This is a genomic window from Candidatus Accumulibacter sp. ACC007 (assembly GCF_907163205.1).
Lineage (GTDB): Bacteria > Pseudomonadota > Gammaproteobacteria > Burkholderiales > Rhodocyclaceae > Accumulibacter > Accumulibacter regalis.
Genome location: NZ_CAJQUD010000013.1, coordinates 52,233 through 77,643, shown reverse-complemented (window position 1 = coordinate 77,643; position 25,411 = coordinate 52,233). Strand labels below are relative to the sequence as shown.

Here is a 25,411-nt window from a genome sequence, read left to right as displayed (position 1 = left end):
CTGGCAGCGAAGGCGTCGCGCTGGACCGGCACGCCACGCGCGCCTGCAGACCGGCGCACCAATGCCGCCAGTCGCTCCGGCTCGGCGCGCTTGAGATTGCGCATTGCGCCATTGAGTTTCTTCGTATTGAACTAACTGCCGGCCGCCGACGGGTGATGTTGTCACGGTCTAACCACGCGCAGAACTGCGCATCGAGAGATCTCGTCAGTCGTCCGTGTGCGACCACCCAGGCCTCCCATAGTAGCACGGCGTTCCGGCAGATAGCCTTCGTCCGTCGTACTTCAATGACTCTGACCGCACCGTGGGGCTCTTGGACAGATTTTTTTGCCCATCCGTCGCCCAAGGACATCACAGGGGTGGCATAGAGCGCACCGGTCTACGCCACAGCGCCCGCGCAAAATGTTGATCTGCCCTGGTGTCGTTTATTGACGTGGTCATCGTCCGCGATGACAGTGCGTACTGCCCATATCGAAATCATCAAAGACGACACAGAAGTTTACTCGCGGGCCATCGCACGGGCGATGACCAATCGTCGCGTTCGTCGTTGGCGTATCTCGATACGGCGGCCCCTTGACCCGGTTTGCGTCCCCGTCGACGACGCCGTCCTCCCTGATTACGTAACCGCACGGTGGCGATACGCATCGGGCGGCGGCCGGACCTGTCCCGGTTCAAGCCGCCATGCGCCGTTGTAGCGCGCCTTCACCCTTGTGCGCGCTTCTACCTCCGCTCAGAGGGGGGGGGGCCTAGAGTGGGCGGACGTCATGTCGGGTCATCCAGTTTAGCAATGGTTAGCCGTGCCGTCGCGGAGCATCTCTCCGCTCACGTTCTGGTACTATGCGCCTGCGCCGTGTCTGGTAGAAACGTAGCGTCTTCGTCGTGTTCGATTCCCACCGTGTGTGCATACCGTCATACATCGCCTGCAACGGCTTCCGGCGTCGAACTCGCCATGTCGGTATCCTCGATGCGCAGGATGAAGCGCCGCCGTGGTGGCGAGCGTAGGCCCACGAGAACAGCGCGGTGCGGGCGCCGCGCAATGTGCAGGAAACCGGTCGGGAAGGCGCAAAGCGGGTACGGATCATGGTGAACGGGTCGCAGTCTGGCAAAGCGCCCATTCTAGACCCAGACGCCGGTAGCGAATCCCTTGTCGCTCCGCTTTTCATCGGCGTCCCGCCCGTAAAGCACGCTGGACCCACGGCCGGATCGGCGCTTCCCTTCACGGCCGCAGCGTCGCCGGCGGGCAGGCTTTCAGCCGCGCTGCCCCCCGTCGTGAAAGCGAATGAAATTCCGCCCTGCCTGCTTCGCCTCATACATTGCGCAGTCGGCCCACTGCAGGATCTCGTCGCGGCTGGCTTCATACCGATGAACAGAGCGACGGCCAATGCTCGCCGAGGACTGGTGGGTGAGCGTCGTTCCGGCCTTCGCGTCGGACTTGAGGGTCAGTCGATATTCTTCCAGAAGGGCAAGGCGAATCTTTTCGCGATGATGGCGGCTTTCTCCATGATCTCGGTCCTGTCCGCAGCGAGCTCGCTGATCATCACCCACGAACTCGTTCGCCGCCAAAGGCGGGCGACCGTGTCCACCTCGCGGACACAGCTCTTCAGCCGCGCCGCAGCCTCGACCAGGAGGATATCGCCAAGACGTGCCCATGCGCATCGTTCAGGGGCTTGAAGTTGTCCAGGTCGACGAACATCACCGCGCCGTGGCAGGGTAGCCGCGAACTTGCGGCCATGGTCTGGTTCAGACGGTCGTCGAGCAGCGCCGGTTGGGCAGCGCCGTCAGCGGAATCATGAAACGCCAGTTGGCGAACCTTCTCCTCGGCGTGCTTGCGTTCGGTGATTTCCCGGCTGACGCCGTAATAGCCAATGATCGCGCCGCGCGCGTCGCGTTCGGGAGTGGACAGGACCTCCAGCCAGATCAGCCTGCCGTCCCGGCAGCGCTGCGGCAGTTCGAAGCGGCTGATCCTGGTTCTTGCGCCGCGCCGCTCGGCTTCTGCGCGCATTCTTGCTTTCGCCTGAGAATGGCGATTCCCTCGTCGGTCAACACCTCGGTCACGTGCCGCCCGATCACCTCCTCGGCCCGGTAGCCGCGCAAGCGTTCATCCGCCGGGCTGATATAGGTGAAGCGATGATCGCGGTCCTGTCGCCAGACAATGTCGGAAATATTCTCGGTCAGGCAGGCGGAAATGCGCCTCGCTGGTACGCAACCGCTCGGCGGCGAGATTTCGCTCGATGGCGATGCTGGCCAGACGGGCGGACTGCTCGATCAGCTCGATATGCGCTGCGCTCGGGCTGTGCGCGTGCCGATGATAGAGGGCGAAGGTGCCGAGAACCTTGCCAGAGGATGAACGAATCGGTTCCGACCAGCACGAGCCAAGCCCGGCGCTGGCCGCCAGCTCCCGGGCGCGCTCCCAGTAGCGATGGCTGGCGATGTCTTCGACGATGACCCGCTGACCGGTGAACGCGGCCGTTCCGCAGGAACCGGCTCCGGCGCGGATTTTCATGCCGTTGACGGCCGCGTTGAAGGCCTCGGGCAGGCTCGGTGCCGCGCCGGTGGTGAGGCGCATGCCTTCATTGTCCACCAGGAGAATGCTGCACAGCATTCCCGGATTGAGCTCCTCGACGCCCTGCGCCAGCGCTTCGAGAAGGCCACGCAACAGCTCGCCTTCGGCCAGTAGTTGCAGAATGCGGCTGCGAAACTGCTCGTATTGCTCGGCTCGTTTGAGGGCCGTGATGTCGGTATGGGTGATCACCACGCCGCTCTCGAGGTCGGTCCCCAGAGGCATGACGGCCATCGTGAACCAGCGCCGTTCCTGCGCCGAGTGGCAGGCGTATTCGAGGCTGAAGGAGGGCAAACGGCGCTCAAGAACCGACTCGATCCCGCGCCGGGCGTTACTGGCTTCGTCGTCCTGGACCTCAGCGTCGAGGTCGCAAAAATCGAGGTAATTCCCGCGATCTCGTATTCGCCGGCAGTTGTCCGGACTTTGCACGGTTTTCCCATGAAACCGCCGCCAGCGCTTGTTGACCGCTCGGATGACCCCCGTGACGGTCGAGAACGACGATTTCGGCAGCCATGGAATTGAGGATGACGTTCTTGAAGGCTTCACTTTCCTGTACTGCTTTCTCCCGACTTCCCAGGGTTTTCAGGAGGGAATTGAAGCCGGCAATCAGTTCGCCGACTTCGTCCTCGTGGGCGATGGGCAGCAACGGCGGGGGCCGTTGGCTCTCCGACAGGCTGGACAGCATTTTCGCAGCAGAAAGCATCGGGGCAAGCTCGCGGCCCAATATCCACCAGGTCGCGGCGGCGGCCAGCATGGAGAGGAGTAATGCAGCCAGGAGCATGCGCTGCTGCATGCCGTGAATCGGCGCAAAGGCTTCGGCGGTCGGAAGCACTGCCACCATCTCCCAGCCGGAAACGGGAATTCGCTTGGCCGAGGTGAGGACTTCGGAGCCGCCGCTGGTGACAGCGACGGTGGGGCCCTCGGAACCTACGACCAGGCGATCGACGGTCGGATCGACGCCTGGCGGCGGCAGGTGGCCGATGACCTGGTTCCTGTCGGTAGCGGTGATGATCTGCCGGTCATGCGACGCAACGAGAAGGTAACCCCCCGTCCTGCCGTAGCGGCTGTCGGTAAAACGGTCGAGAAAACTCGCCAGGGCCAGATTGACGACGCCACTTACGGCGCCAATGACTTTGCCACCGGGTTCTCGAATGGGTACGGTCATGCCAAAACGGGCACCGGTAGCTGCTTTCCCATCACCGGCCGGCTGATGGTCGATTTTCCCTCCTGCAGCGCAGCCGCGATGCTGTCGATGTCCATGTAATTGACACTCAGCCGCCCTGATGGGGGAGGAAATTCGGCAACAGCCGTACCGTCGAGTCGATGCGCAATGATACCGCCGTTGAACGGCTCGTCTTCCGGAATCAGGCTCTGCGCCAGGAGCGCCGGCAAGGCCGTGCTATCGGTCAGCATCGCCGGAGTGACTCGGCTGGCAACTCTGGCCAGAAACGCCAGGCGGTCGCCCAATTCGTGATTCAGCTCGTCGGCGAGCAGGGAAACCGTCGACAACTGCTGGTCACCCAATACGCGCTCCATGTCCTTGAGCAGCATCCGACTGCTGTAAAAAGCCAGTGACCAGATGCCGATCAGAAAAATGGCCAGCGTAAACAGAGTGATTCTCGTCTTGAGCGAGCTCCGTTGAAGGCGAGTCCAGTTCATTCAGTTTGCACGCAGTCGATAATCCTGCGGAAGTCACGATGCGGAAGCTTAATATATTTTTTCCGAGTATGGTTTCTCGTCAGCGACAACGCGCATTGCCAGTGCCGGCCTGTCGCTGATACTGGCGGCAGTTCCTTCTTGCATGCCAATAACCGGGCAGCGGAGGCGTGCCGGTCGCATTGGCGCGCGGAACCACCTTGCTCAGCGACTGCCAAACCGGCATCGGTCACCTTCGCTCGCTGGAACGCTAGCGCGATCATTTAACAAGCGTGCTTGGCGCACAATCGGTGACTGAAATCTGTGCGACGCGGAAAGTGCCAGCGCTTGACAGGGCTGACACCCGAACAGATACTGCCCTGCCGGCGACGACACTGCCGTCGAGTTTACCGCCTTTGGGGTTTCAAGCTATTTGTGCCCGTCAGGAGAGAACGCATGAAACGTAATCTGTTTGCCGCTCTTGTGGCCACACTCATTCTCGGCACTGGTGTTGGCGTTTTCCACCAGCGCAGTGTCAATATCGGCGATGCACATGCGCAAGGCGCGCCAGCAGGCCTGGTTGCCGCCGCTTCCGCGCAAGCGCTTCCGGAAGCGTCGATCATCGATCAGGATGCTCCGTATCACGAAGCCTGCGCCCGCGAAGGACTCAGTGAATCGGAATGCGTCGGACGGCTGATCTGGTTCAAGGCCACTGCCGGCAACGACCGCTTCCATACCTATACCTTTCAGCAGCGCATTGGCGTCCTGGTCGACTGGTTCCGCGTCTTGCGTGCCGACCAGCGCGACGATCGTTTCTGGGCCTGGGGAATCATCAACGACCCCTCGTGCTGCAAGCCGGGCGACCCAGACTGCCCGGCCAAGTCAGCCGCGGAAACCTACGGCTTCGACTGGTGCCCTGGCGACGACGTGCTCCTGAAGTACGTCGGCAAGCCCGGCTACGTCGACCCGGCCTGCGGCCTCAAGGACGCGGCCCTCGACCCGGACGACCCGCACAGTCAGGGCGGCAAGGTGGATCAGCGGCACTCGGCCTGCGATCTGAAGTTCGGCACCTCGACCGGTGCACTGGGAATTCGCAAGTTTCCCAACCCGCGCTTCGACGCCGCGAAGTGGCAGGCGCTGAACGGTGAGTCAGGCAGCTGGTCGGGCTTTGACAGCCCGCTCATCGCCAAGACCGGCATCGAATCGGACCAGCGGGTGAGCCGGCTTGCCGACGGCTCCGTGGAGCCGCCCTTCCTTATCGGCACCTCCTGCGGCTCCTGCCATATCGCCTTCGACCCGCTCAACCCGCCCGCCGACCCGGCGCATCCCAGGTGGGAGAACATCAAGGGACTGATCGGCAATCAATACACGCGGATGTCCGAACTGCTCGGCTCGGGCCTGCCGATGAGCAGCCTGGAGTATCAGATGTTCGCGCACGCCCGTCCCGGTGTTACCGACACTTCGGCGATTTCGCACGACCAGGTCAACAATCCGGGGACCATCAACGCGCTGATCAATGTCGCCCAGCGGCCGGTTTTCAAGGGCGAGGTGGTGACCAAATGGCGCAAGGCGGCGAGCTGCGGAAGCGAGAGCGACGAGAGCAAGTGCTGGTGCGAGCCGGGTCGCGACGGCAAGTGCTGGCAGCGCAGCACCCGCAACGACGACGTCACGCCGGTCAACCTGGGCGGCAAGAAAGTGGTCCTGCCCGGCGTCCATCACATCCTGAAGGGCGGCGAGGATTCGACCGGTGCGCTGGAGGCGATCCAGCGCGTGTACTTCAACATTGGCTCGTGCTCCGAGCAGTGCTGGGTCAATCACCTCGCCGACATGCGCGAGGTGGATCCGGAGCAACGTGGTTTCGGGCAGACGCCCTTCGATATCGGCCAGTGCCGGCGCGATTGCCCGAACTTCCGGGCCGTCGAGGACCGGCTGCAGAACGTGCTCGACTTCTTTGCCTCGGCCGAGTCGGACCAGGCCGACCTCTACGCAGCGCTGGCCAACGTTCGCCAGGCGGGAACAAGTAGCCTGGCTTACAGCCGTGCCGATCTGGTCCGCGACCTGGAAACCGAATTCGGTGCCGGTGCCGTGGGCCGCGGCCAGCTCGTTTTCGCCGAAAACTGCGCACGCTGCCATTCGAGCATTCCAGAGAGCGAAGGTGGCTCGTTCAATAACCGCGATTTCGCCGCCGCCAGCGAAGCGCATCCGCGCAAGATCAGGGCGGATTTCCTGGGTAACGATCAGGCGACACCGGTGACTGAAGTCGGCACTTTCCGTTGCCGCTCGCTGCACTCCAACCACAAGGCAGGAAACCTGTACATGGAATCCGCATCGGACACGCTGCGTGAGCGCCCGGTGGTCGCCGACATTCCGGAACGCGACGAACTCAAGGACGCCGGTCGTGGCTACATGCGCAACGTCTCGCTGGTCAATATCTGGGCGACCGCGCCATTCATGCACAACAACGCCATCGGGCCGGAAATCTGTGGCAAGCCGGCGAACAAGGCCAACGATTTCCACCGCGCACGCTATATCGACAGCGGCGGCCAGTTGCTCGCCCAACAGCCCGACTGCCTGCGCTACGATCCCAGCGTCGAGGGCCGCTTCGACCTCTACAAGCTGTCGATGTTCGAACTTCTCCACCCGAAGGAGAGAGGCAGCAAACGAACGCTGACCAACGCCGATCTGCTCATCGATGTCGGCATCCGTCCGCTCGACGGCAAGACCGAGAAGCCGCTGTTCGGTTTCGGGCAGGTGAAGATCCCGGCCGGCACCAGCGCCGGTTTCCTGAATGGACTGATGCACAAACAGCTGATCGGCGACCTCTTCCTCGCCAAGCGCCACCCGGACCGGCTCGAAGCAGTTGGCAAGGCGAGCCTTCTGCCGACGCTGCAGACGATCGCCGACGAGATCATCAAGAATCCGTCGCGCTTCGTCGACATTCTGCGCGAGCAACGCGATTTCATCAGTGCCAATTACCAGACGTGCACCGAGGAGATCGAGAATCAGGGTCACCGCTTCGGCGAGGACCTTTCCGAGGCCGACAAGAAAGCGCTCACCGCTTTCCTCGCCACGCTGTAAGGAAACGGGAGATCACATCATGCGACTGCCGCACACCTTGACCCCGAGTTGCCTGGATTCGCTGCCTGGCGGAGTACGTTTCGGTCGGATTGCCCGTATCGCCCTCGCCGCCCTCGCCGCCCTCGGCGTGGCGTCGTGCAGCAAGCCCGAACCCCCGGAGATTACTTTCGCGCCCTACGCCAAGAGCTACCAAACGAAAATGAGCCTGGCGCAGGTGGACTACAAGTTCCCGATTCCGCCGGCCGAACTGGCCAAGATCACACCCGACTACCTGGCGACGCTCGACGAGGAGCAGATCGATCAGATCTACGCCCGCCTGACTGCCGGCCCGATCCCGGATGGTGCTTTCGAGGGCCGCATTCTCCTGCCGCGCGGAAGCAGCGGCAAGTTCCGGCTTTCCGAGCTGGTCGGTGGCTTCGGAGGCACCGTCCTGCACCTCAAGGGGCTGGTCGTCGAGGAAATCGGCGAAGTGCTCTGGCGCGGCAAGGTTTTCTTCCGCGACGAGGGCGTGCTGCGCAACCGCATCGAGGATCTGTCGCTGCTCAAGAAGGTCGGCCTGGTCGAAGGCGATCCGAAGAAAATGAACTACGCTGGCAAGGAGACCTGGCTGCTCTTCCCGGCCAAGCTTTACTGCGGCCAGAGCCTGCTCGACTCGCGGCGCGAATCGATCATCATCGACTACTTCTTTAGCGACGAAATCGCCGGTTACCAGGAAAGCCCCGACTATCTCGCCGGTCGGCGAGGCCTCAAGGTGCGCGACGAGATCCGCATGATCCGTCCCGGCTTCTACCTTGGCCGCGCCTATCTGGACCGTGGTTTCGCGCTCAACTTCACGCTCTACGACAAGGACACCGACGACAAGGCGCGGGCAAATTTCGTTGCTACCGGCAAGGTGCAGGAAGACTGCTGGCCGGGAACGCAGCAACGCAGCGTCATCGCTGCTGCGCCCGCCAAGCCCGCCAAGCCCTGAGCAAGGCGCGCCCGGGGCATGGAGGCTGACGATGCGCTTGTCCGCAACCTCGCTGGCGATCCTGCTCGGCCTCGCTGCGGGGTCCGCAGCGATCTGCGCCATGCCGGTGCGGGCGACTGAAGCGCTGCCGCTGCCGGTGGTCGATCCGGCCGATCCCGGCGAGCATCTGCCCGGCCACGGGCGTTCGCTCTTCGAGCAGATGTTTGCCGTGCGGCGCGGTGTTGCGGCAGAGATAGAAGTGCCGTTTCCTTTCGAGGCTCTGCTCGCGCGCATCGACGCCCAGCTCCAGCGCGATCCGGCCAGCCCACTGCCACCGGCCAAGCGCGTCCTGATTCCGCTGGGCCGCTCGCTGCAGCGGACAGCCGCCGCCCCCGACTACTTCGCCTCTCCCCGCGTGGTGGTCGCCGTCGACAGCCCGCCGATAGCGGGCGATGTGCCGCTGCTCAAGGATCGCCTCTACCTTGGCTACCAGGAAAAGTCGGCGGTCGTCGAAATCATCAGCTACAACGAGCCTGCCGGCCGCTTCGAGTTCCTGTTGCTCAAGGATTACCGTGCCGGCGGCAAGCCGCGTCTGGCCTACGCCAACCGGACGATCTGCTTCGCCTGCCACCAGAACGGCGCGCCGATCTTTTCGCGCGCTCTATGGGACGAGACCAACGCCAACGCCAAGGTCGCCGCAGCGCTGCTGGCCAGCGGCCAGAGCTTCTATGGCATTCCCCCCGAGCGCGGCATCGACGTTCCCTACGCCATCGACAACGCCAGTGAGCGCGCCAACGGCTTTGCCCTCACCCAGCGCCTGTGGCGCGAAGGCTGCGGCGGCAATAGCGCCGAGGCGCAAGGCTGCCGTGCGGGTCTGTTTGCGGCCGCCTTGCGGCACGCCCTCGCCGGCGGTCAGACGTGGACGCCCGATGCCCGTTTCGAGCGCTCGGTCGACCAGCCGCTGCGCGCGCAGGCGCGGCGCCGCTGGCCAGGCGGACTGGCCAGCGGCAATCCCGACATTCCCAACCGCAACCCCCTGCAGGGGACGAGCAGTTGGCCTGCAGACGCGGCCGCTCGCGTGGCTTTGTCGGAGGTGCAGGCGCGCTTCGATCCACTCCTGCCGCGTCCACCCGGGGCGCTCTGGCGGCCCGACGCTGCGGACGCGCTGCGGCAGCTGGTGGCCGGCCTGGCGGAGTTCGTCGCCGACCCTGACCGGCGCCAATTGGCGAGTGCGCTGGAGCGGCTGACACCACCCACTCCATCGGCTCCACTGGCGGCACAGCGCCTCAGCGCTCCCTGCCGGATCGACACCAGAGTCGCTTCGCGCTGGTCGCTGCGCTGCTCCGCGGCGGATGGCACCCTGCTCGCCGGAACGCTGTCGGTGCATGCCGGAAGGCCGAGTGGCGGTCGGCTGGCAAGGCTGGCGCTGCCTGGCGGCAGCGCCCTGAATGATGTGGAACTGACCCTTCTCACTGCGGCGAACGCAGCCGGCGCGACCTTGTCACCACGCGCAGACGGGCTGCCGGCGAGAAACGCCGCCGCCAACGTGATCCACTCGATCGCCATTCGTCGCAGTGAAGCTACCTTGGCCACCGGCACTGGCGCCACCCCTGGCGGCGATGGGCTGGTCGACGGCGAAGCGACGCTGGAAATCCGCGAGGATTTCGCCATCGTGCAGCAGGCCATCGACCGCCTCGCCACCGGTCCGCAAGCCGCGACTCTTTTCGGACCCGATCCCTTCCCGCGCCGGCTGCTTTTTTCGGCGCTGTTCGCCGAACTCGGCGCGCCGGCCGCGGCGCCCTGCTGCGCGGCCGCCGAGCACCTGCCGCCAGCGCAGCTGGAAGTAATCGCCGTCGCGCCGGGACAGGCGCCGGGCAGCAGCGGTGATCCGCTCCTGCGTGGCTTTCAACCCTACTGTGCCGCCTGCCACCAGAGCGCCGAAACCTTTCCGCCGAATTTCCTGCACGGCCCTCCGGCGGAAGTCGGCGCCAGCCTCCGCCACTGCGCCCAACGCCTCTACGTCCGTCTGGCAATGGCCGACCTGGCGCCAGCGCAGCGCGCCAAGACGCCAATGCCACCGGAAAGCATGTTGCCGGCTTTTGCCAGCGACGCCCAAGCATGGCGCAGCAGCCCGGTGCGCGCCGCCATGCTCGCTCAGGTGACGCAATGGTTACGCGCCGAGACGGGTCGCCCACCGCAACTCGCAACCCTGCTGGCTGGCGGCTACGAGGCTTTGCGTCCGTGCCTGCCAGCGCACTGAGAACGAGAAAAAGGGGAACACAGCATGAACGAACCGCAAGCAGCCGCAAGAAGCCCCTGGAAGCGACGCTTCATCATTCTCTTCATCGTCACCGTCGTCTTGCCGCTGCTGGTCGTCATCTGGTTGGTCCAGCGCTTTGCCGGTGACGTGGCGGTGGATTATGCCAGCCCGACCGAACACTTCAAGTACGGGTCCACCGGTGGCGAGCACGAGATGGGCTTCCCCTACTGGATCTGGCGTGCGCTGCCCAATGTCTGCCCGCAATACCTGCCCGGCAAGGGCTACCAGTCGCTGGGAATGGTTTTCGAGAAGAACGCCGACGGCAGCGACCGCGACCTGCCGATCGGCACCTCGCAGCGCCGCTACCAGGGAATCGACCGTGTCTTCGTCAACTGTGCCGTCTGCCACACGAGCACTGTGCGCACGGCAGCCGACCAGCCGCCGACGATCGTCCTCGGCATGCCGGCAGCGACCTTCAACATGAAGGGCTTCGAGGAGTTCTTCTTCCGCTGCGCCGCCGACCCGAAGTTCGCCAAGGAATTCATCCTGCCGGAGATTGAACGCCAGGGTGGACAACTCGACCTGCTCGACCGCTACATCGTCTATCCGGTGGCCATCGCCATCATGCGCGACCGCGTGCTGGCGCTCGCCGGGCGCTTCGACTGGGTCTTCAAGCAGCGCGAATGGGGGCCCGGACGCGTCGACACCTTCAACTCGGCGAAAGTGATCTTCAACTTCCCGATGGCCCATCTCGACCCCGACGAGTTCGACGCGCCGGCCGATTTTCCCTCGCTGTGGCGGCAACGCCAGCGCAAAGAGCCGCACGAGATGCAGCTGCACTGGGACGGCAACAACACCACCGTCGAGGAGCGCAACAAGAGCGCCGCCTTTGGCACCGGCACGACGCCGCCGACCATCGACCTGGAACGTATCGGCCGCGTCGAGGACTGGATTCTCGATGTCTCACCGCCCAGCTTCAGCCAGTTCTTCCCGGTCGACGCCGGACTGGCATTGCGCGGCGCGCCGATCTACAAGGCCTACTGCGCCGGCTGCCACGGCGCCTCGGGCAGCGACTTCAGCGGCGAGCTGGTCGGCAAGGTGACGCCGCTGGCCGAGATCGGCACCGACCGGCGACGCCTCGATTCCTACTCCTACACGCTGGCGGTGAACCAGGCGACGCTCTACGCCGGCTACCCGTGGCGGTTCACCCATTTCCGCAAGACCTTCGGCTACGCCAACATGCCGCTCGACGGCATCTGGCTGCGCGCGCCCTACCTGCACAACGGCTCGGTGCCCAGCCTGCGCGACCTGCTCGAACCCGCTGCCGTGCGCCCCGCGACTTTCTATCGCGGCAACGACGTCTATGACCCGGTCAAGGTCGGCTTCGTCTCGGAGCAGGCGCAGGGCAACGGTCAGCCGTTCTTCCTTCTCGACACCGCGGTCCCCGGCAACGGCAACGGCGGCCACGAGGGCAAGGCCTACGGCACCGAGCTGAGTGCCGACGAAAAGACCGCGCTGGTCGAATTCATGAAGACCTTCTGAGGAGCCCACGATGAGCATGCGATCCTGCAGAACCTGGTTCCGCGCCATCGGCGTGGTGATCATCGTCGCCGTGGTCATTGGCGGTTGGATCGCCTGGGACCGTGGCTTCCGCGAACACCCGCAACCTGACTGGGTGACCGCCGATTTCGAGACACGCTTCAAGTACGGATCGATCGGCGCCGAGCACGACGCCGGCATCCCCTACTGGATCTTCTACGTCCTGCCGCGCGTCTTTCCCGAAAAGCTGACGCAGGACGGCAAGGTGCTTCCCGGTGGCTACGCCTCGCTCGGTGTTCCCTGGGAAGAGGGCCAGGAACTGCCGGCCGGCTTCAGCAAGAAAACCATCGGTTTTCCACGCGTGGCGAACAATTGCGCCGTCTGCCACACGACCAGCTACCGGGAGTCGCCCGACTCCACGCCGGTCTTCGTCGTCGGCGGACCGGCGCACACCACCAACGTCGAAGGCTTTTTCCGCTATCTGATCGACTGCGCCAAGGACCCGCGCTTCAACGCCGACATCCTGATGGCCGAAATCAATCGCGTCACCGATCTCGACATCATCGACCAGGTCCTCTACCGCTTCTTCGTCATCCCGATCACCAGGAAGCGCCTGCTCGAACGCGAGCAACAGTTCGCCTGGATCTATCGCCCCGACTTCCCCGACTGGGGACGTGGTCGAGACGACGCGATGAACCTCACCAAGTACTTCATGATCGGCGCCCCGATGGACGATACCTTTGGCCCCACCGACATGCCCTCGGTGTGGAACCTCAAGAAGTACGCCTGGGACAAGGGCCAGCGCATGAACTACGCCGGTGACAGCAGCGACGCCTACTCGGTGATCATGGACTCGGCCCTCGGCCTGCTCGGCGCCGCGCCAGCCGACAAAAAGGACTTCGTCGAGCAGGTGCAGTGGCTGCACAGCTATCTCTCCGAACTACCGCCACCGAAGTACCCCTTCGCCATCGATTCAGCAAAGGTGGCCGAGGGCAAGACGCTGTTCGACGCCCACTGTGCCAGCTGCCACGCCGGCGAACTCACCGGCCGGCCGCTGCCGCTCGCCGAAGTCGGCACCGACCGCGGCCGCCTCGACTCCTGGAACAAGGGCGCGGCGATCAAGGCCAACCAGGTGGTCAAGGAGATGGGACTCGAACGCCGCGGCCTGGTCGAGGAAGACCTGATCGGCTACGTCACCCCCTTCCTCGACGGCATCTGGCTGAAGGCGCCGTACCTGCACAACGGCTCGGTGCCGACGCTGCGCGATCTGTTGGAACCGGCGGCACAGCGGCCGACGGTTTTCTGGCGCGGCTACGACGTCTACGACCAGACCAAGGTCGGTTTCGTGACCGATACGCCGGCGGCGCAGCGCGTCGGCACCCGGCTCGACACCCGCGGCAAGGCCGGCAGCAGCCAGGGGCATGAGTTCGGGACGGGCTTGTCAGCGGCCGACAAGGACGCGCTGGTGGAGTACTTGAAGACCTTGTGAGGCGCGGGTTTAATTGACCCTGGCCGCCTTTGCCGCTGGCGCCGCCTGCCCGGGAATGGTCAGGCGAAGGCGCTTGTCCTTTGCTCCAGCGCTGGTGACGACGCCGGCGTTGATCCTTGGTATCGCTGCCCGAGGTTGATACAACTGGTAGATCTGGGTGACCAGCTGCACGTAGTTGCGGGTTTCGGGATAAGGCGGGATGGTGTTCTTGTACTGCTGTACGGCGCCTTCGCCGGCGTTGTACGAAGCGAGCACCAGATGTTGCTGATCTGGAAACATGCGCTGAAGGTCACGCAGGTAACGCGCACCCAGACGGATGTTGATTTCCGGGTCGGTCAGCTTCTCTTCGAGGGTCTTCTTCCTGTCGCCGCGCAAGCCATAACGCTCGGCCGTCGCCGGCATGATCTGCATCAGGCCGATGGCGCCCTTGGGGGAGATCGCTTCCGGATTGAAGCCCGACTCCGCAGCCATGACTGCCTTGAGCAAGGCGGATTCGACGGCGAAGTCCTTGCCTGCCGCTTTCAGCAGGGGTTCGAACTTCTTCAGGTTTGGATGCTGAGAAAAATAGCGCGACAGTTCAGGCCTTTCCTCTTCGATGGCCAGCGCTGACGACGGCTGCAGAGCATTGCCGCGTGAAAACAACTTGTAGCGCGAATCGATCTTCTCGGTGGCCAGATGCGCGACGCCCTGCTCGTCGACGTAACCATAGATACTCGCCTGGGCACTTGCGGCGACGAGGCTGAGTGAAAGCGCGAGAAGAAAACGGTTGATCTGCATGCGGTAGCTGAGCCTTTCCCGTGCCAGGTGCACGGGACGTTGGTAGGGTTGGCGCTTTACTTCCCGCCGGCACCTTGACAAGCGATCACGCTGAACACCACTCGGCGGTCGAGCGCATCGCTGGCGTCGTCGCGTCCGGTACCGACCAGCGGCTGGCTGAAGCCCATGCCGACCGCCAGCGTCCTGGTGGCGAGCGCTGGCGAAGCGTCGATCAGCTTGTTGCGCACGAATTCCGCCCGCAACTGGGAAAGCCTCTCATTGAGTGGCGCGGGACCGGTGCGGCTGGTGTGGCCGGAAACTTCGAGACACGCGTCCTTGACGGTACTGCGCTGGGCAATTATACGCAACCACTCTCCGTAAGAGCGCGACAGGGGCGAATCGGTGACGAACGCCGTGCTGCCCGGCCGGAAGAGAAACTTCATGGCCAGGTGCTGGGTGTCAAGTCCGAAATCCACCAATTGCGTGAACGCCTGCTCGGCAGCGGCTTTGGGTCCGAGCCGGCTACGCACCAGGTAGAGTCCATTGAGAACACGCAACTGCACGCCGGCGGGGCTGGCGGCAGCGGCCTCATAACGCTCGAGCGCGTCGCGATAGCGCCCGCTGTTGTAGGCCTGAATGGCCTCGCTGACGATGCTCGCGGTCAACAGGCCGTCCAGGTAGGCGGGCGGAATCGGATCGCCCGCCTTGCTGCCCTGGCAGGTACGGATGTAGCCGTCGATCCGCGGATCCTTGGCCCACGCCGGACTGTCGCGGAAGTATGGCGTGGGCGTGGTGTTGACCCCGCGAATCTGTGATCGCGCCACACCCTTGCCGACGATCTTGCCCGTCTTGAGGTCGGCCAGCGCCAGGCAGATGCGAAAGGCCTCACGATCGCCTTCGCTTTTCCCTTCGCTGTTTACCGGCGTGAAGGTACCGACCAGCACCAACGGGCTTGCCGCCAGAGTGTCCGCCTGGAAGGGCTGAATATTGAACTGCGGAAAGCGGCTCCTCGCCAGCTCGCTGATGCGTTGCCCCATGGCCACCGTGGCAGTGGATTGCTCGCCGGTAACGCCATCGACCAGGGGGTCGATAACCACGTTCACCCGGTTGGCGCCCTCGGCGAGTCTGGTGTTGGTAAAAAGAGCATTGGCTGCCGCCAACACGGCATCGCCATGCGGCAAGACCTTTATCGGGGCTGCCGGCGCGGCCGCGGGACCTGCCGTTGCCGATGGCGAAGTCGGCGTTGCCGAGGAGTCACCAGGGCGATGAAGCTCGCTGCAAGCGGCGAGCACCAGCGCCAGCAGGGCCAGCAGGGCCAGGGCAGGCAGCCGGACAGCGGATGGAATGGGCGGCTTCATAATCGACACTCCTTCAGTTCCGAGGGGCTTACGGGATCACCAAGGTCGCGTCGATCGCGTATCGCCGCGCAGCGTATGCTGAGCGTCGGTGAGCGCGGCTCCTTGATGCTCTGTGTTTGCCGGGTCGCGGCCGTGGCCGGCCGCGCCGTCGCTGCGGCAACGACCTTCCTGGGCTCGGGCGGCGCGGCTGAGGGGGCCGTTGCCGACGGCAATGTGCCGGGAGCGGCCAACTCGGCATTGATCGGTGCGTCCACCGGCGACGATGAGCGGGGAAGCGTCGCGGGCACAACAACTGCCTCACGGGTATTCGACGAAGGGTCAGGCAAGGCGTAATGAACGATGGCCGCCGCCAGGGCCACCGCGCAAGCGACCAGAATGAAGGCCATTCGGTGGCCTCTTTCCGGCTCTCCCGGCGCTTGCCGAGTCTCTGTGGCGGTGCTTTCCCTATCCTGCCGGATGCCTGCCGGGACCTGGCTCGATGCAACCCCGACGAGCGCTTCGATGGCCACGAGCAGCTGCTGGAAGCCCGCTGCCGACGTCATTTCTCCGTCCCGCTGACGCAAGTCACAAGCCTGAATGCTGCGAAAGCCCATCGGCGGGCGAACGCTTTCGATCAACACCGGTACCAGGCGCGCCAGAGCCAGGCCTTCCTCGGCCTCTTCCTGGACCCAGGGACTCTGTATCGAGTGCGTGGACCATAACACCACCATGCAGCCCATTCCGCTGATGGCATCCTCGATCGTCTGCCGCCAGGTTTTCCCCGGCGGTATTTGGCGATCCCACCAGACCGACCAGCCACGGGCGGCCAGCGCCGCCGCGATCTGGGCTGCCAGCGCGCGATCCTCTTCGGCGTAACTGAGAAAAACGTCATTCTTCATGAGCAGCCAGTCCTGAAGACGGCAAAACACCCTGCTGCCGATCTACCCCGCCGAGGACGAGGCAATAAAGCAGATGAAACGCTGGAAGTGGTCAAGCGAGGACGCGCTGTGCTCACGCTCGGAAAGTCGAACTCCCGCGAGCAGGAATATGCCAGAGACCCTCGCCCTTGGCTCCAGTTCCGCAGTAGTATGCGCCGGCGCGGGCTCGCCTGCCGTGCTGATTCCTCCGCATGCCACAGGGAGCCCGCAAAGCGCCGGATTTTCAGGCATCATCGCGAAATACTCCGGAGTAGAAAAATCATGCCCATTTACGAATATGCGTGTTCTGCCTGCGGCAAGGAGTTCGAGAAGCTGGTCCGTCACTCCTCGCCGGCCGCGGAGTGCCCGGACTGCCAGAGCAGCGACCTGCGCAAGAAGCTGTCCGCTTTTGCCGCGCTCACCGGATCGACTGCGGGCGCCAACGACCTGCCCGGTCCTTGCGGAAGTTGTGGCCACCCTGATGGCCCGGGTGCCTGCCGTTTCCAGTAGGCGGGTGCGCCGTCCGTTGCGCTGTCATCGGCCGCTTGCCGCTCGCTCGTCCGAGAAGACTGGGCAGCGACGACTACGCGCGCCTGCCTGCGCCTGGTCGTTGAAGCCAGCGGGCACTTTCCGACCCAGGACCGAAGAACCAGAGGAGCAAGTCACCCCGTCATGACTGCAAGCCGAGAGCCTGTTGCCGACAAGCATGGACAAGCGCTGAGCGCCCAACGCTTCCAGATGATCAAGGATATCGCCGACGAACTGGCTGCCGGCGACGTCGTTTTTCCGACCAGCTTCGACGCCGCTTTCCGCCTGCGCCGGGAACTGCAGAATCCCGATCTGCCCATCATGCGCATCAGCAGCATCGTCAGCCTCGAGCCGCTGGTGGCCACCAAACTGCTGCAGCTGGCCAATTCGGCCCTCTACCAGGCCCACGGCGCGCCGGCTCTCGATCTCAAGGCGGCGATCACCCGCCTGGGCGTCGACCTGGTGCGCACCACGGCTCTGGCCATCGCCATGCGCCAGCTCATGCGCTCCAAGGACATCGCGATTTTCAGCGACCTCACCGTCGCCCTCTGGAATCACACCCTGAAAACCGCCGCGGCGACGCGCATTCTTGCCCGCACCCAGACGCGCATCAGCCAGGACGAAGCGCTGCTCGCCGGCCTGGTCCACGATCTCGGTGCTTTCTACATGCTCTACCGGGCCGTCCAGTACCCGGAGTTGTGCGCGCGCCCCGAGAGCATGCGCTTCCTGATCATGCAGTGGCATGAAGGCATCGGCGTCTCCCTGCTCGGCGCCCTCGGCATGCCCGAGGAGATCGTCAACGCGACGATCGATCACGATCAGCCACGGCCAGCGCTGACAGCGTCGACGGCGATACAGACGCTGGCCGACATCGTTTATGTCGGCAACATCCTGGCCGGCACTCATTTTGAATGGCTGCATCAGGACGTCGACCCGAACGCCGGCGAAACGGCAGCCTTTCGCGAGCGCTATGCTGACCTGCTGCCGGCGATCGAAGTCGACGCTCGGGAGATGCAGACCATCTTTGCCTAGCCGTTGGTCGAGGGTGGCGACAGGCGACGTACGCGAAGATTGGGCGAGATCTTGCGGCACAATACCGTCCACGAAAAAGGGACGCCAAGGAAAGGCCAAGGCAATGCGCAGCATCGGAAATTTTCTCTGGTTCATCTTTGGAGGCCTGGTCGTGGGCCTCGCCTGGTGGCTGGCAGGCCTGATCGCCCTGCTGACCATCGTCGGCATCCCGTGGGCCAGGGCGAGCTTCGTGATCGGTCAATTCTCGTTCTTTCCATTCGGCAGGGAAGCGATCAGTCGACACGAGCTCAATCAGCAAGAGGACATCGGCACCGGTGTGCTCGGGCTGGTCGGCAACGTCATCTGGTTTGTCTTTGCCGGGCTATGGCTGGCAATTGGCCACCTCGCCGCTGCGCTGGCGTGCGTGCTGACGATCATCGGCATCCCGTTCGCCATTCAGCACCTGAAGCTTGCCGGCATTGCGCTCGCGCCGATCGGTAAGACGATCGTCACCAGTGAAGTCGCGCAAGCCGCCCGAGCGAGCAATGCGCAAGGGGCAGTGGTCCAGCTTCGTCGCGAGGCGTGAAGCCGTCCGAATAGCAGGCCCGGAGGTTTCCTTGAGCCGCTGAAATCTGCCGCTCGGCGAAGCGACGCCCGGGATGGGAAGCAGGCTTGACCGCCAATCACGCACTTTAGGCGCCGCGCCCTAGTTTCTCGTCGCCATCACGCTCATACTCTTTTCTTTCCCGATCATCGAAAGGAACGACCGTGACCGTTTGCCCGATTGCCATCGTCGCTGGTTGCCAGAAGTGCCCAGCCTTCAAAATCTGTCCGCTGAAGAGCATACTCGGCGACCAACCGAGCGCCACCGAGCAGGACGCCAAGAGCCGCGCCGCCGCCGCGCAGAACAAGGACGGCAAGAAGTAGCCGCGACCTGCCCTGTGTCGCGCCACGCGCCATGGCGGGATAGAATTCAGCCATGACAAGGAACGAAAGCCAGGAAGAAGGCGAAGCCAAGGTGCCCGGCGCGGTGAACTCGCCGCGCCTGTGGATCAACAACGGCTGGACCGCCCGCGTCATCAAGAACGAGGACGGCGACGGATGGGCCGTGGAGATGTTCAAGGACGGCGAATCAGAGCCCGCGCTGGTCGGACCATGGACCATGGGCCGCGACAAGAAGAATCCCAAGCCGCTCGACGGCGCGACGTTCCACACCCTGGTGAAGACGGCAGCGGAAGTGCTGCGCCGCCACGAGCAGCAGCTGCATGCGCTGTACCACAAGAGCATCACGGTCGACGCGCCGTCCGGGCGGATCACGGTGACGCTGGACATCGTTCCCGACGAATACGATCCGCATGCCCTGCTCGGCGCCAGCGACGATTTCGGCGAACAACTGGCGCAGGTGCGCGTGCTGCCGAGCTTCAAGCTCAGCATGGGCAGCGCCAGCGCCTGGATCGACAATGGCTTTCGCCGCCCGGACCGCTGATGTCCTGCCGGCCCGCCCAGGCTCAGGGAGGCAGGCAGTGACCGTCAAACTCGTCGGCTTGATCAAACAGCTCGACCCGGCCGCATTCGAAGACTACCGCAGCCGAGTCGGCGCGACGGTGACGAGGTTCAGGGGCCAGGTCAGTTATCGGGGGAAGCTGGCGCACTCGTTCTGGAACGAACTCGACGGCGACGCTTTCGACGCTTTTGTCGAGCTTGAGTTTCCAACGCTGGAGGATGCGACGCAGTGGGCCGCCAGTGCCGACTACCAGGAGCTGCTTGCCGTCCGCAGTCGGGCGATGAAGCTGACCCTGTTTGCCGTCACTTAGGCGTGCACCGGTGCGCCCTGGCAGAGAGGCCCCGGCGTGCCCGAATGGCAACGCTACGCCGCCCCTTCGAAGCCCAGTCACGATGTCCGTAAGGCGAACGAACGCCAGGACGATTGCTGGCAAGCCTGCCGACAAGATCGAGGATGCCGCTTGCTCAGACTGATGCACACTGCCGACTGGCAGATCGGCAAGCTCTTCGGCCAGTTCGAGCCCGACCAGGCGGCACTGCTCGCCGACGCGCGCTTCAGGGCCGTCGAGCGCCTGGCGGCGCTGGCCGGCGAGCAGGCCCTTGATCTGGTCGTGGTCGCCGGCGACGTTTTCGACGCGCAGGGCGTTGCCGACCGGACCATCCGCCGCCTGTTCAACGCCATGGCCGGTTTTTCGGGTCGCTGGGTCGTGCTGCCAGGGAACCACGACGCCGCGCTCGCGGAATCGGTGTGGACGCGCGCCGCACGCCTGCAGGCGATTCCCGGCAACGTCTCGCTGTGCCTGGCGCCCGAGCCCCTGCTTCTGGAAGCGCTCGGCGTCGCCATCCTGCCGGCGCCGCTGACCCAGCGCAACACCTTCAACGATCTCAGCGAATGGTTTGCCAGTGCCGTGACCCCACCGGGGATGCTGCGCATCGGCCTGGCGCATGGCAGCGTCCAGGGAATCCTCGCCGACAGCATCGACTCGCCCAACCCGATCGCCGCCGGGCGCGCCGAGCAGGCGGGCCTCGACTACCTGGCGCTTGGCGACTGGCACGGCACGCGCCAGGTGGACGCGCGAACCTGGTACAGCGGCACGCCGGAAAGCGATCGTTTCCGGGCCAACCAGTCTGGCCAGGCGCTGCTCGTCGAACTGGCCGCAGCGCAATCACTGCCTGTGGTGACGCCACTCGGCGTCGGACGACATCGCTGGCGATCCGAGGCCCTGGTGCTGCAGGTGAACAGCGACGTCGAGCTGGCGCTGCAGCGTATTGGCGAGTTTTCCACCGACGACGTCGTGCACTTGACCGTCTCCGGGCAGACCGATCTGGCCGGCCACCGCCGCCTGCGCGAAGCGATCGGACAAGCCGAGGGCCGCGTTCTTGCTCTGCTCACCGACTTCACCGCGCTGCGCCTCGAAATGACCGCCGACGACATCGAAGCCCTGCGCACCGACGGCTATCTCGGCGAGGTCATTGACGAGCTGCGCACACGGCAACAGGGAAGTAGCGCGGAAGTCGCCCGCGAAGCGCTGACTCTGCTCGCCGGAATCCTTGACCAGCGACAAAGAAAGGCCGCAACGGGAATCGACGCGGTCAGCACGGAGAGCAGCGCAAGCGCCGCGGGCGCCACTCCTGGCGGTGCCTCGTGAAGCTCACCCGCATACGCATCGAGCAGTTCCGGCAGTTCCGGCAGGCACTGGAAATACGCGCCCTCGACGCCGGCATCAACCTGTTCACCGGCGCCAACGAAGCGGGCAAGAGCACCGTCGTTGCGGCGTTGCGCGCCGCCTTCTTCGAACGCCATCGCTCGAGCAGCGTCGACGACTTCCGCCCCTGGGGCGATTCGTCGGCGACGCCCAGCGTCGAGGTCGACTTTACCGTCGGCAACCAGGGCTACCGCCTGAGCAAGAGCTTTCTCGGCAAGAAACGCTGTGCACTGCAAGTCGGCAGCCAGCGCCTGGACGGCGCCGACGCCGAAGACCATCTCGCCGACCTGCTCGGCTTTCGCTACGCCGGGCGCGGCGCCAGCACCGCCGAGCATTGGGGTATCCCCGGCCTGTTGTGGATCCAGCAGGGCGAAGCACAGGAGGTGCGGGAGTCGGTGACCCACGCCACCGACCATCTGCGCAGCGCCTTGAACGAGTCGCTCGGCGAAGTCGCCAGCAGCGGCGGCGACGAAGTGATCGCCAGCGTCGAAAGCGCGCGCAACGAGCTGCTTACCCCGGCGACCGGCGCGCCACGCGGCGCCTACGCCGCAGCCATCAAGCACGAAGCGGCGCTGGCGAGCGATCTCGAGTCGATCGCCGCCGAGATCGCCAGCTACCGTCAGAAGGTCGATACGCTCAGCTCGCTGCGCCGCGAACACCGCCTCGACGAAAAGGAAAAGCCGTGGCTGCACTTCCGCCAGGAGCAGCAGACGGCGACCGAAAAACTTGCTGCCATCGCGCGCATAGAAGAAACACACGCCGCCGAGAAGCTGCGCGCGAGCCAGTGCGAAGAACGGATCAAGCTGCTCCGCGGCCAGCTCGACAGCTTTGCTGGCCAGAGACAGGCGGCCGAGACGCGCGCGACAGCGCTAGACAAAGCCCGCCAGGAGCAGTCGGCAAGCGCCTCGCTGGTCGCGCAGTGGTTGGCGAAGCGCGTCGAGGCGAGCGCCGCTTACCAGGCGGCGCGCGAAGTGCTGCGCCTGGCGCGCCAGGAAGATACGCGCCGCAGCCTGACACGCCAGCGCGACGAGATCGGGCAGAAAGCGGCCAGCGCCGCGGCCGCGCTGGCCAAGGCCGAGGGTGAACAGGCCACGTTGCTGGAACGGCAACGCCTGGCCGCCGCGGCGGAGATCGAGCTCACCGACCTCGAAACGCTGCGCGAGCAGCAACGAAAGATCAGGGAACTGCAAATCCGCCAGGCGGCTGCGGCAACCCGGCTGCACTTCGCGCTGGACGACGGTTGCAGCTTGGCGATCGGCGGCGAGTCGGTGAGCGGCAATGGCGAGCGACTGTTGCTCGCGGCGACGGCAGTCACGCTTCCCGGACTTGGCAAGCTCGAGATTGCCCCCGGTGGCAGCGACCTCGCGCAACTCGGGCGCCAGGAAAGCGAACTCGGCGACCGCCATGCCGCCGCACTGCAGCGCCTGGGACTCGCCTCTCTGGACGAAGCAGAAGCCCGTCAGCGGACCTACGCCGAGCGACTTGGCGAAGTCAGGACAGCGACCGCGACGCTGAAAGCGCTGGCCCCCAAGGGGGTCGACGCGCTGCGCAGCGAACTGGCCAGCCAGCAGGCACGGGGCGGCGAGATCGAAGCGGCGTTGCGCCAAATGCCGACGACAGTCGACGGCGCGCCCGCCGTGCCGCCGGTGGTCGCCGCGGAAGCCGGCGAAGAAGCCGCGGGGAGATCGCTGACGCAGATCAACGACAACCTGCACCAGGCGCAGCTGGCAGCCGCCAACGCCCAGACAAGCTTCGCCGCGGCCAGGCGCGAGCTGGAAAGTGCCCAGGCGGTCCTCGATGCGCCCGACCGTGCGCCACGCGAGGCGACGGCAAATCACGATCTGGTGGACGCGCTCGCCGAGCGGACAACGCTGTCTGCGCGCATCGCAGCCCTGCAGCAAGAGGTCAGCGAAGCGCGGCCCGACATCCTCAAGCAGGACGTCGAGCGCTTCGGCAGGAGCGCCGAACAACACGAGAAGCGCTTTGGCGAGCGCCGCGACACGCTACTGCGCCTGGACGTCGAATTGCAGGCGGCGGGCGCACAAGGGCTGGAAGAGCGCAGCGCCGAGCTGGCGCGCGACCTGGCGCAGGCGCAGCGGCGCGGCGAAGAACTGCGGCGGCGCGCCAGCGCCCTTGACTATCTCCTGCAACTGCTGCGCGACAAGCGCCGCGTGCTGACCAGCAAGCTGCAGGCACCCCTGCAAAAGCACCTCAACCGCTACCTGCAGTTGCTCTTCGCGCAGGCCAGCCTGGAAATCGACGAGAACCTCGGGCCCGGCCCGCTGACGCGCGTGGGCAGCAGCGGCAGCGAGTCGGGCGCCTTCGCAAGCCTGAGCTTCGGCGCCCGCGAGCAGATGGGCGTCATCAGCCGCCTGGCCTACGCCGACCTGCTAAGGGAAGCCGGGCGTCCAACGCTGATAATCCTTGACGATGCGTTGGTGCATAGCGACGACGAGCGCCTGGCGCAAATGAAACGGGTGCTCTTCGACGCCGCGACGCGGCACCAGATCCTGCTGTTTACCTGTCATCCGGCCAACTGGCGCGACCTCGGCGTGAGCGCCCGGTCGCTGGAGGCGTTGCGGGCAGAGAGCTGAGCCGGCACCAGGCGAAGCCAGCAATTGCCGCCCCTGCCCGGCAGACGACAAGGGCACGACTTTCCACGCGCCGCCATTGCATGCGCCGTCAAGCCATGCGCACCGCCGTTCCACTGACCGCGACCATCAGCATGCCGTTGGACTCTCCGAGCACTTCGTAGTCAAAATCGAGTCCGACAATACCGTTGGCACCCATTTCCTTCGCCGCCTCGATCATGTCGTCGAGCGCGGCATCGCGGGCGCCGGAAAGGGCGCGCTCGTAGCCGCCGGCACGACCACCCACGACGTCGCGAACCGACGAGAACAGATCCCGGAAAATGTTGGCGCCGATGATAGCCTCGCCATTCACGACACCCAGATACTTCTCGATGCGCACGCTGTCCGTGCCCGGTACCACGGTAGCGAGAAAGAAATTCCGGTCCGCCTTCGAAAACCAACCCATGCCTCCTCCTTGGTCGATGCTGCACTGTTGCGTCGGCACGGCAAGAGAGCGCACGACGTACGCCTCCCTCACCCCCGTGGCGAATCTTGCACGTATCCGGCGCGGCGATCAAATGTCCATCACCGACCGCGGAGCGCCGATGAAACGCGATGTGGCAGCCGACGATCGACGCCTCAGGCGGGAAGCAGGAAGTCGTGGCTGATGCCAGCGCCGATTTCATAGATGCAATCCATGAAATCGGTCAGGTACTCATGGAGCCCTCCGGCGAGCACGTCGTCTATACGCGCGAAGTGCAACTTGGCATGCAGCAAGCCAGCCTTGCGCTGGGTCTCTGCCGAAGCGCTATTGGCAATCAGGGGCAGCATGCGAGCAATGCCATCGGCGCACGAATGCAGCGAACGCGGCAGGTCCTTGCGCAGGATCAGGAGTTCGGCGACGCGGGCGGGCGTGATCGCGTCACGATACACCTTGCGGTAGACCTGAAACGCCGACAGCGAGCGCAACAGGGCCCCCCAGCGATAGAAGTCACTCGCCCCCTCGTCGCCGTTGCGCAGGATGTGATATTGCATGTCGAGAATGCGCGCGGTGTTGTCGCCGCGCTCGAGCAGACCTCCGAGGCGGATGAAATGCACGGCGTCGTCCCTGAGCATGGTGCCGAAGGTCACCCCGCGAGTGAGCGCCGAACGCAGCTTGACCCAGTCGAAGAACTCGCTGACGCCGCGCGCCAGAATCTGATCGACGTCCTGCTGACGGAGTTCGATCCAGGTCGCATTGACCGTCTCCCACACTTCGGCGGTCAGCGTGCCGCGTACGGCATGCGCGTTCTCGCGGGCAGCGCGCAGGCAACTGTATATCGACGACGGGTTGGCCGCATCGACGACGGTAAAGCGCAGGACGTTTTCCGCATTGACTGCGTCATAGGCCTGGGCAAAAGCCTCCTCCTGGCTGTTCAGGGCAAGAATCGCCCGCCAGGTCTCGTTCTGCACGGCGAGCGGCTGCGGCACCATCGACATCTGGTACGAGGCATCGAGCAGGCGAGCCATATTCTCGGCGCGCTCGGTACAACGCGCCAGCCAGTAAAGGTGATCAGCGGTGCGGCTCAACATCTCG

The 25,411-nt window shown here is 64.8% G+C and carries 24 protein-coding genes and 1 pseudogene; 13 read left to right on the top strand and 12 right to left on the bottom strand.

Features of this window, described 5'->3' with window-relative positions; translation table 11 throughout:
• Positions 1–1,245 precede the first annotated feature (1,245 nt).
• The 7 genes and pseudogenes from QZ634_RS21250 to QZ634_RS21225 form a co-directional block, all read right to left on the bottom strand.
• A complete protein-coding gene (locus QZ634_RS21250) occupies positions 1,246–1,542 on the bottom strand; it encodes a hypothetical protein (RefSeq protein ID WP_291991450.1) in 297 nt (98 codons plus the stop codon).
• A gap of 55 nt (positions 1,543–1,597) precedes the next feature.
• Positions 1,598–1,798: a diguanylate cyclase gene (locus QZ634_RS21245; RefSeq protein ID WP_291991453.1), complete on the bottom strand. Its 201-nt coding sequence runs from the start codon at positions 1,796–1,798 to the stop codon at positions 1,598–1,600.
• Positions 1,799–1,819: 21 nt separating this feature from the next.
• Positions 1,820–2,002, bottom strand: a pseudogene (locus QZ634_RS21240) (PAS domain-containing protein); the annotation flags it as partial.
• On the bottom strand, positions 1,915–2,112 hold the full coding sequence (locus tag QZ634_RS21620; RefSeq protein WP_366145436.1) for a PAS domain S-box protein: 198 nt from the start codon (positions 2,110–2,112) through the stop codon (positions 1,915–1,917). The pseudogene QZ634_RS21240 and the gene QZ634_RS21620, both read right to left, overlap by 88 nt.
• On the bottom strand, positions 2,096–2,986 hold the full coding sequence (locus QZ634_RS21235) for a GAF domain-containing protein (protein ID WP_291991449.1): 891 nt from the start codon (positions 2,984–2,986) through the stop codon (positions 2,096–2,098). The genes QZ634_RS21620 and QZ634_RS21235 overlap by 17 nt, the downstream gene beginning before the upstream one ends.
• Positions 2,913–3,722, bottom strand: coding sequence for a cache domain-containing protein (locus tag QZ634_RS21230; protein ID WP_291991448.1), 810 nt, complete (start codon positions 3,720–3,722; stop codon positions 2,913–2,915). The genes QZ634_RS21235 and QZ634_RS21230 overlap by 74 nt, the downstream gene beginning before the upstream one ends.
• The gene (locus tag QZ634_RS21225) at positions 3,719–4,216 is read right to left on the bottom strand and encodes a hypothetical protein (protein ID WP_291991447.1); all 498 of its coding nucleotides are present in this window, start codon (positions 4,214–4,216) and stop codon (positions 3,719–3,721) included. Before QZ634_RS21225 ends, QZ634_RS21230 begins: the two co-directional genes overlap by 4 nt.
• 432 nt (positions 4,217–4,648) lie before the next feature.
• Between QZ634_RS21225 and QZ634_RS21220 the strand changes: the two genes are divergently transcribed.
• The 5 genes from QZ634_RS21220 to QZ634_RS21200 are packed head-to-tail and all read left to right on the top strand — an operon-like array spanning position 4,649 to position 13,507.
• Positions 4,649–7,270, top strand: a complete 2,622-nt coding sequence (locus QZ634_RS21220) for a cytochrome c (protein ID WP_291989268.1) — start codon at positions 4,649–4,651, stop codon at positions 7,268–7,270.
• A 19-nt stretch (positions 7,271–7,289) separates the two neighbouring features.
• Positions 7,290–8,240, top strand: coding sequence for a hypothetical protein (locus QZ634_RS21215; protein ID WP_291989269.1), 951 nt, complete (start codon positions 7,290–7,292; stop codon positions 8,238–8,240).
• Between the two features lie 31 nt (positions 8,241–8,271).
• Positions 8,272–10,479, top strand: a complete 2,208-nt coding sequence (locus QZ634_RS21210; protein ID WP_291989270.1) for a hypothetical protein — start codon at positions 8,272–8,274, stop codon at positions 10,477–10,479.
• 24 nt (positions 10,480–10,503) lie between these two features.
• Complete coding sequence (locus QZ634_RS21205; protein WP_291989271.1) at positions 10,504–12,021, top strand: cytochrome c; 1,518 nt, start codon at positions 10,504–10,506, stop codon at positions 12,019–12,021.
• Between the two features lie 10 nt (positions 12,022–12,031).
• On the top strand, positions 12,032–13,507 hold the full coding sequence (locus tag QZ634_RS21200; RefSeq protein WP_291991446.1) for a c-type cytochrome: 1,476 nt from the start codon (positions 12,032–12,034) through the stop codon (positions 13,505–13,507).
• 9 nt (positions 13,508–13,516) lie between these two features.
• Here QZ634_RS21200 and QZ634_RS21195 read toward each other — a convergent pair whose 3' ends face one another.
• The 3 genes from QZ634_RS21195 to QZ634_RS21185 are packed head-to-tail and all read right to left on the bottom strand — an operon-like array spanning position 13,517 to position 16,499.
• Entirely contained in the window at positions 13,517–14,284 is a 768-nt protein-coding gene (locus QZ634_RS21195) for a lytic transglycosylase domain-containing protein (protein WP_291991445.1), read from the bottom strand.
• Between the two features lie 56 nt (positions 14,285–14,340).
• Positions 14,341–15,621 (bottom strand): OmpA family protein, encoded by a 1,281-nt coding sequence (locus QZ634_RS21190; RefSeq protein WP_291991444.1) that lies wholly within the window; start codon positions 15,619–15,621, stop codon positions 14,341–14,343.
• The gene (locus tag QZ634_RS21185) at positions 15,618–16,499 is read right to left on the bottom strand and encodes a toll/interleukin-1 receptor domain-containing protein (RefSeq protein WP_291991443.1); all 882 of its coding nucleotides are present in this window, start codon (positions 16,497–16,499) and stop codon (positions 15,618–15,620) included. Before QZ634_RS21185 ends, QZ634_RS21190 begins: the two co-directional genes overlap by 4 nt.
• 300 nt (positions 16,500–16,799) lie before the next feature.
• Between QZ634_RS21185 and QZ634_RS21180 the strand changes: the two genes are divergently transcribed.
• The 8 genes from QZ634_RS21180 to QZ634_RS21145 all read left to right on the top strand — a co-directional run bounded on the left by QZ634_RS21180 (position 16,800) and on the right by QZ634_RS21145 (position 23,859).
• Entirely contained in the window at positions 16,800–17,027 is a 228-nt protein-coding gene (locus QZ634_RS21180) for a zinc ribbon domain-containing protein (protein WP_291991442.1), read from the top strand.
• A 162-nt stretch (positions 17,028–17,189) separates the two neighbouring features.
• Positions 17,190–18,077, top strand: a complete 888-nt coding sequence (locus tag QZ634_RS21175) for an HDOD domain-containing protein (protein WP_291991441.1) — start codon at positions 17,190–17,192, stop codon at positions 18,075–18,077.
• 103 nt (positions 18,078–18,180) lie between these two features.
• On the top strand, positions 18,181–18,642 hold the full coding sequence (locus QZ634_RS21170) for a YccF domain-containing protein (RefSeq protein ID WP_291991440.1): 462 nt from the start codon (positions 18,181–18,183) through the stop codon (positions 18,640–18,642).
• Positions 18,643–18,824: 182 nt separating this feature from the next.
• On the top strand, positions 18,825–18,983 hold the full coding sequence (locus QZ634_RS21165; protein ID WP_291991439.1) for a hypothetical protein: 159 nt from the start codon (positions 18,825–18,827) through the stop codon (positions 18,981–18,983).
• 52 nt (positions 18,984–19,035) lie between these two features.
• A complete protein-coding gene (locus QZ634_RS21160) occupies positions 19,036–19,542 on the top strand; it encodes a hypothetical protein (RefSeq protein ID WP_291991438.1) in 507 nt (168 codons plus the stop codon).
• 37 nt (positions 19,543–19,579) lie between these two features.
• Positions 19,580–19,870, top strand: a complete 291-nt coding sequence (locus QZ634_RS21155; RefSeq protein WP_291991437.1) for a DUF1330 domain-containing protein — start codon at positions 19,580–19,582, stop codon at positions 19,868–19,870.
• A gap of 150 nt (positions 19,871–20,020) precedes the next feature.
• Positions 20,021–21,208, top strand: a complete 1,188-nt coding sequence (locus tag QZ634_RS21150; RefSeq protein WP_291991436.1) for a DNA repair exonuclease — start codon at positions 20,021–20,023, stop codon at positions 21,206–21,208.
• Positions 21,205–23,859, top strand: coding sequence for an AAA family ATPase (locus QZ634_RS21145; protein ID WP_291991435.1), 2,655 nt, complete (start codon positions 21,205–21,207; stop codon positions 23,857–23,859). Before QZ634_RS21150 ends, QZ634_RS21145 begins: the two co-directional genes overlap by 4 nt.
• 88 nt (positions 23,860–23,947) lie before the next feature.
• Here QZ634_RS21145 and QZ634_RS21140 read toward each other — a convergent pair whose 3' ends face one another.
• Positions 23,948–24,301: a heavy metal-binding domain-containing protein gene (locus QZ634_RS21140; protein ID WP_291864566.1), complete on the bottom strand. Its 354-nt coding sequence runs from the start codon at positions 24,299–24,301 to the stop codon at positions 23,948–23,950.
• 173 nt (positions 24,302–24,474) lie between these two features.
• Positions 24,475–25,407 (bottom strand): alpha-E domain-containing protein, encoded by a 933-nt coding sequence (locus QZ634_RS21135; RefSeq protein ID WP_291991434.1) that lies wholly within the window; start codon positions 25,405–25,407, stop codon positions 24,475–24,477.
• Between the last annotated feature and the right edge of the window lie 4 nt (positions 25,408–25,411).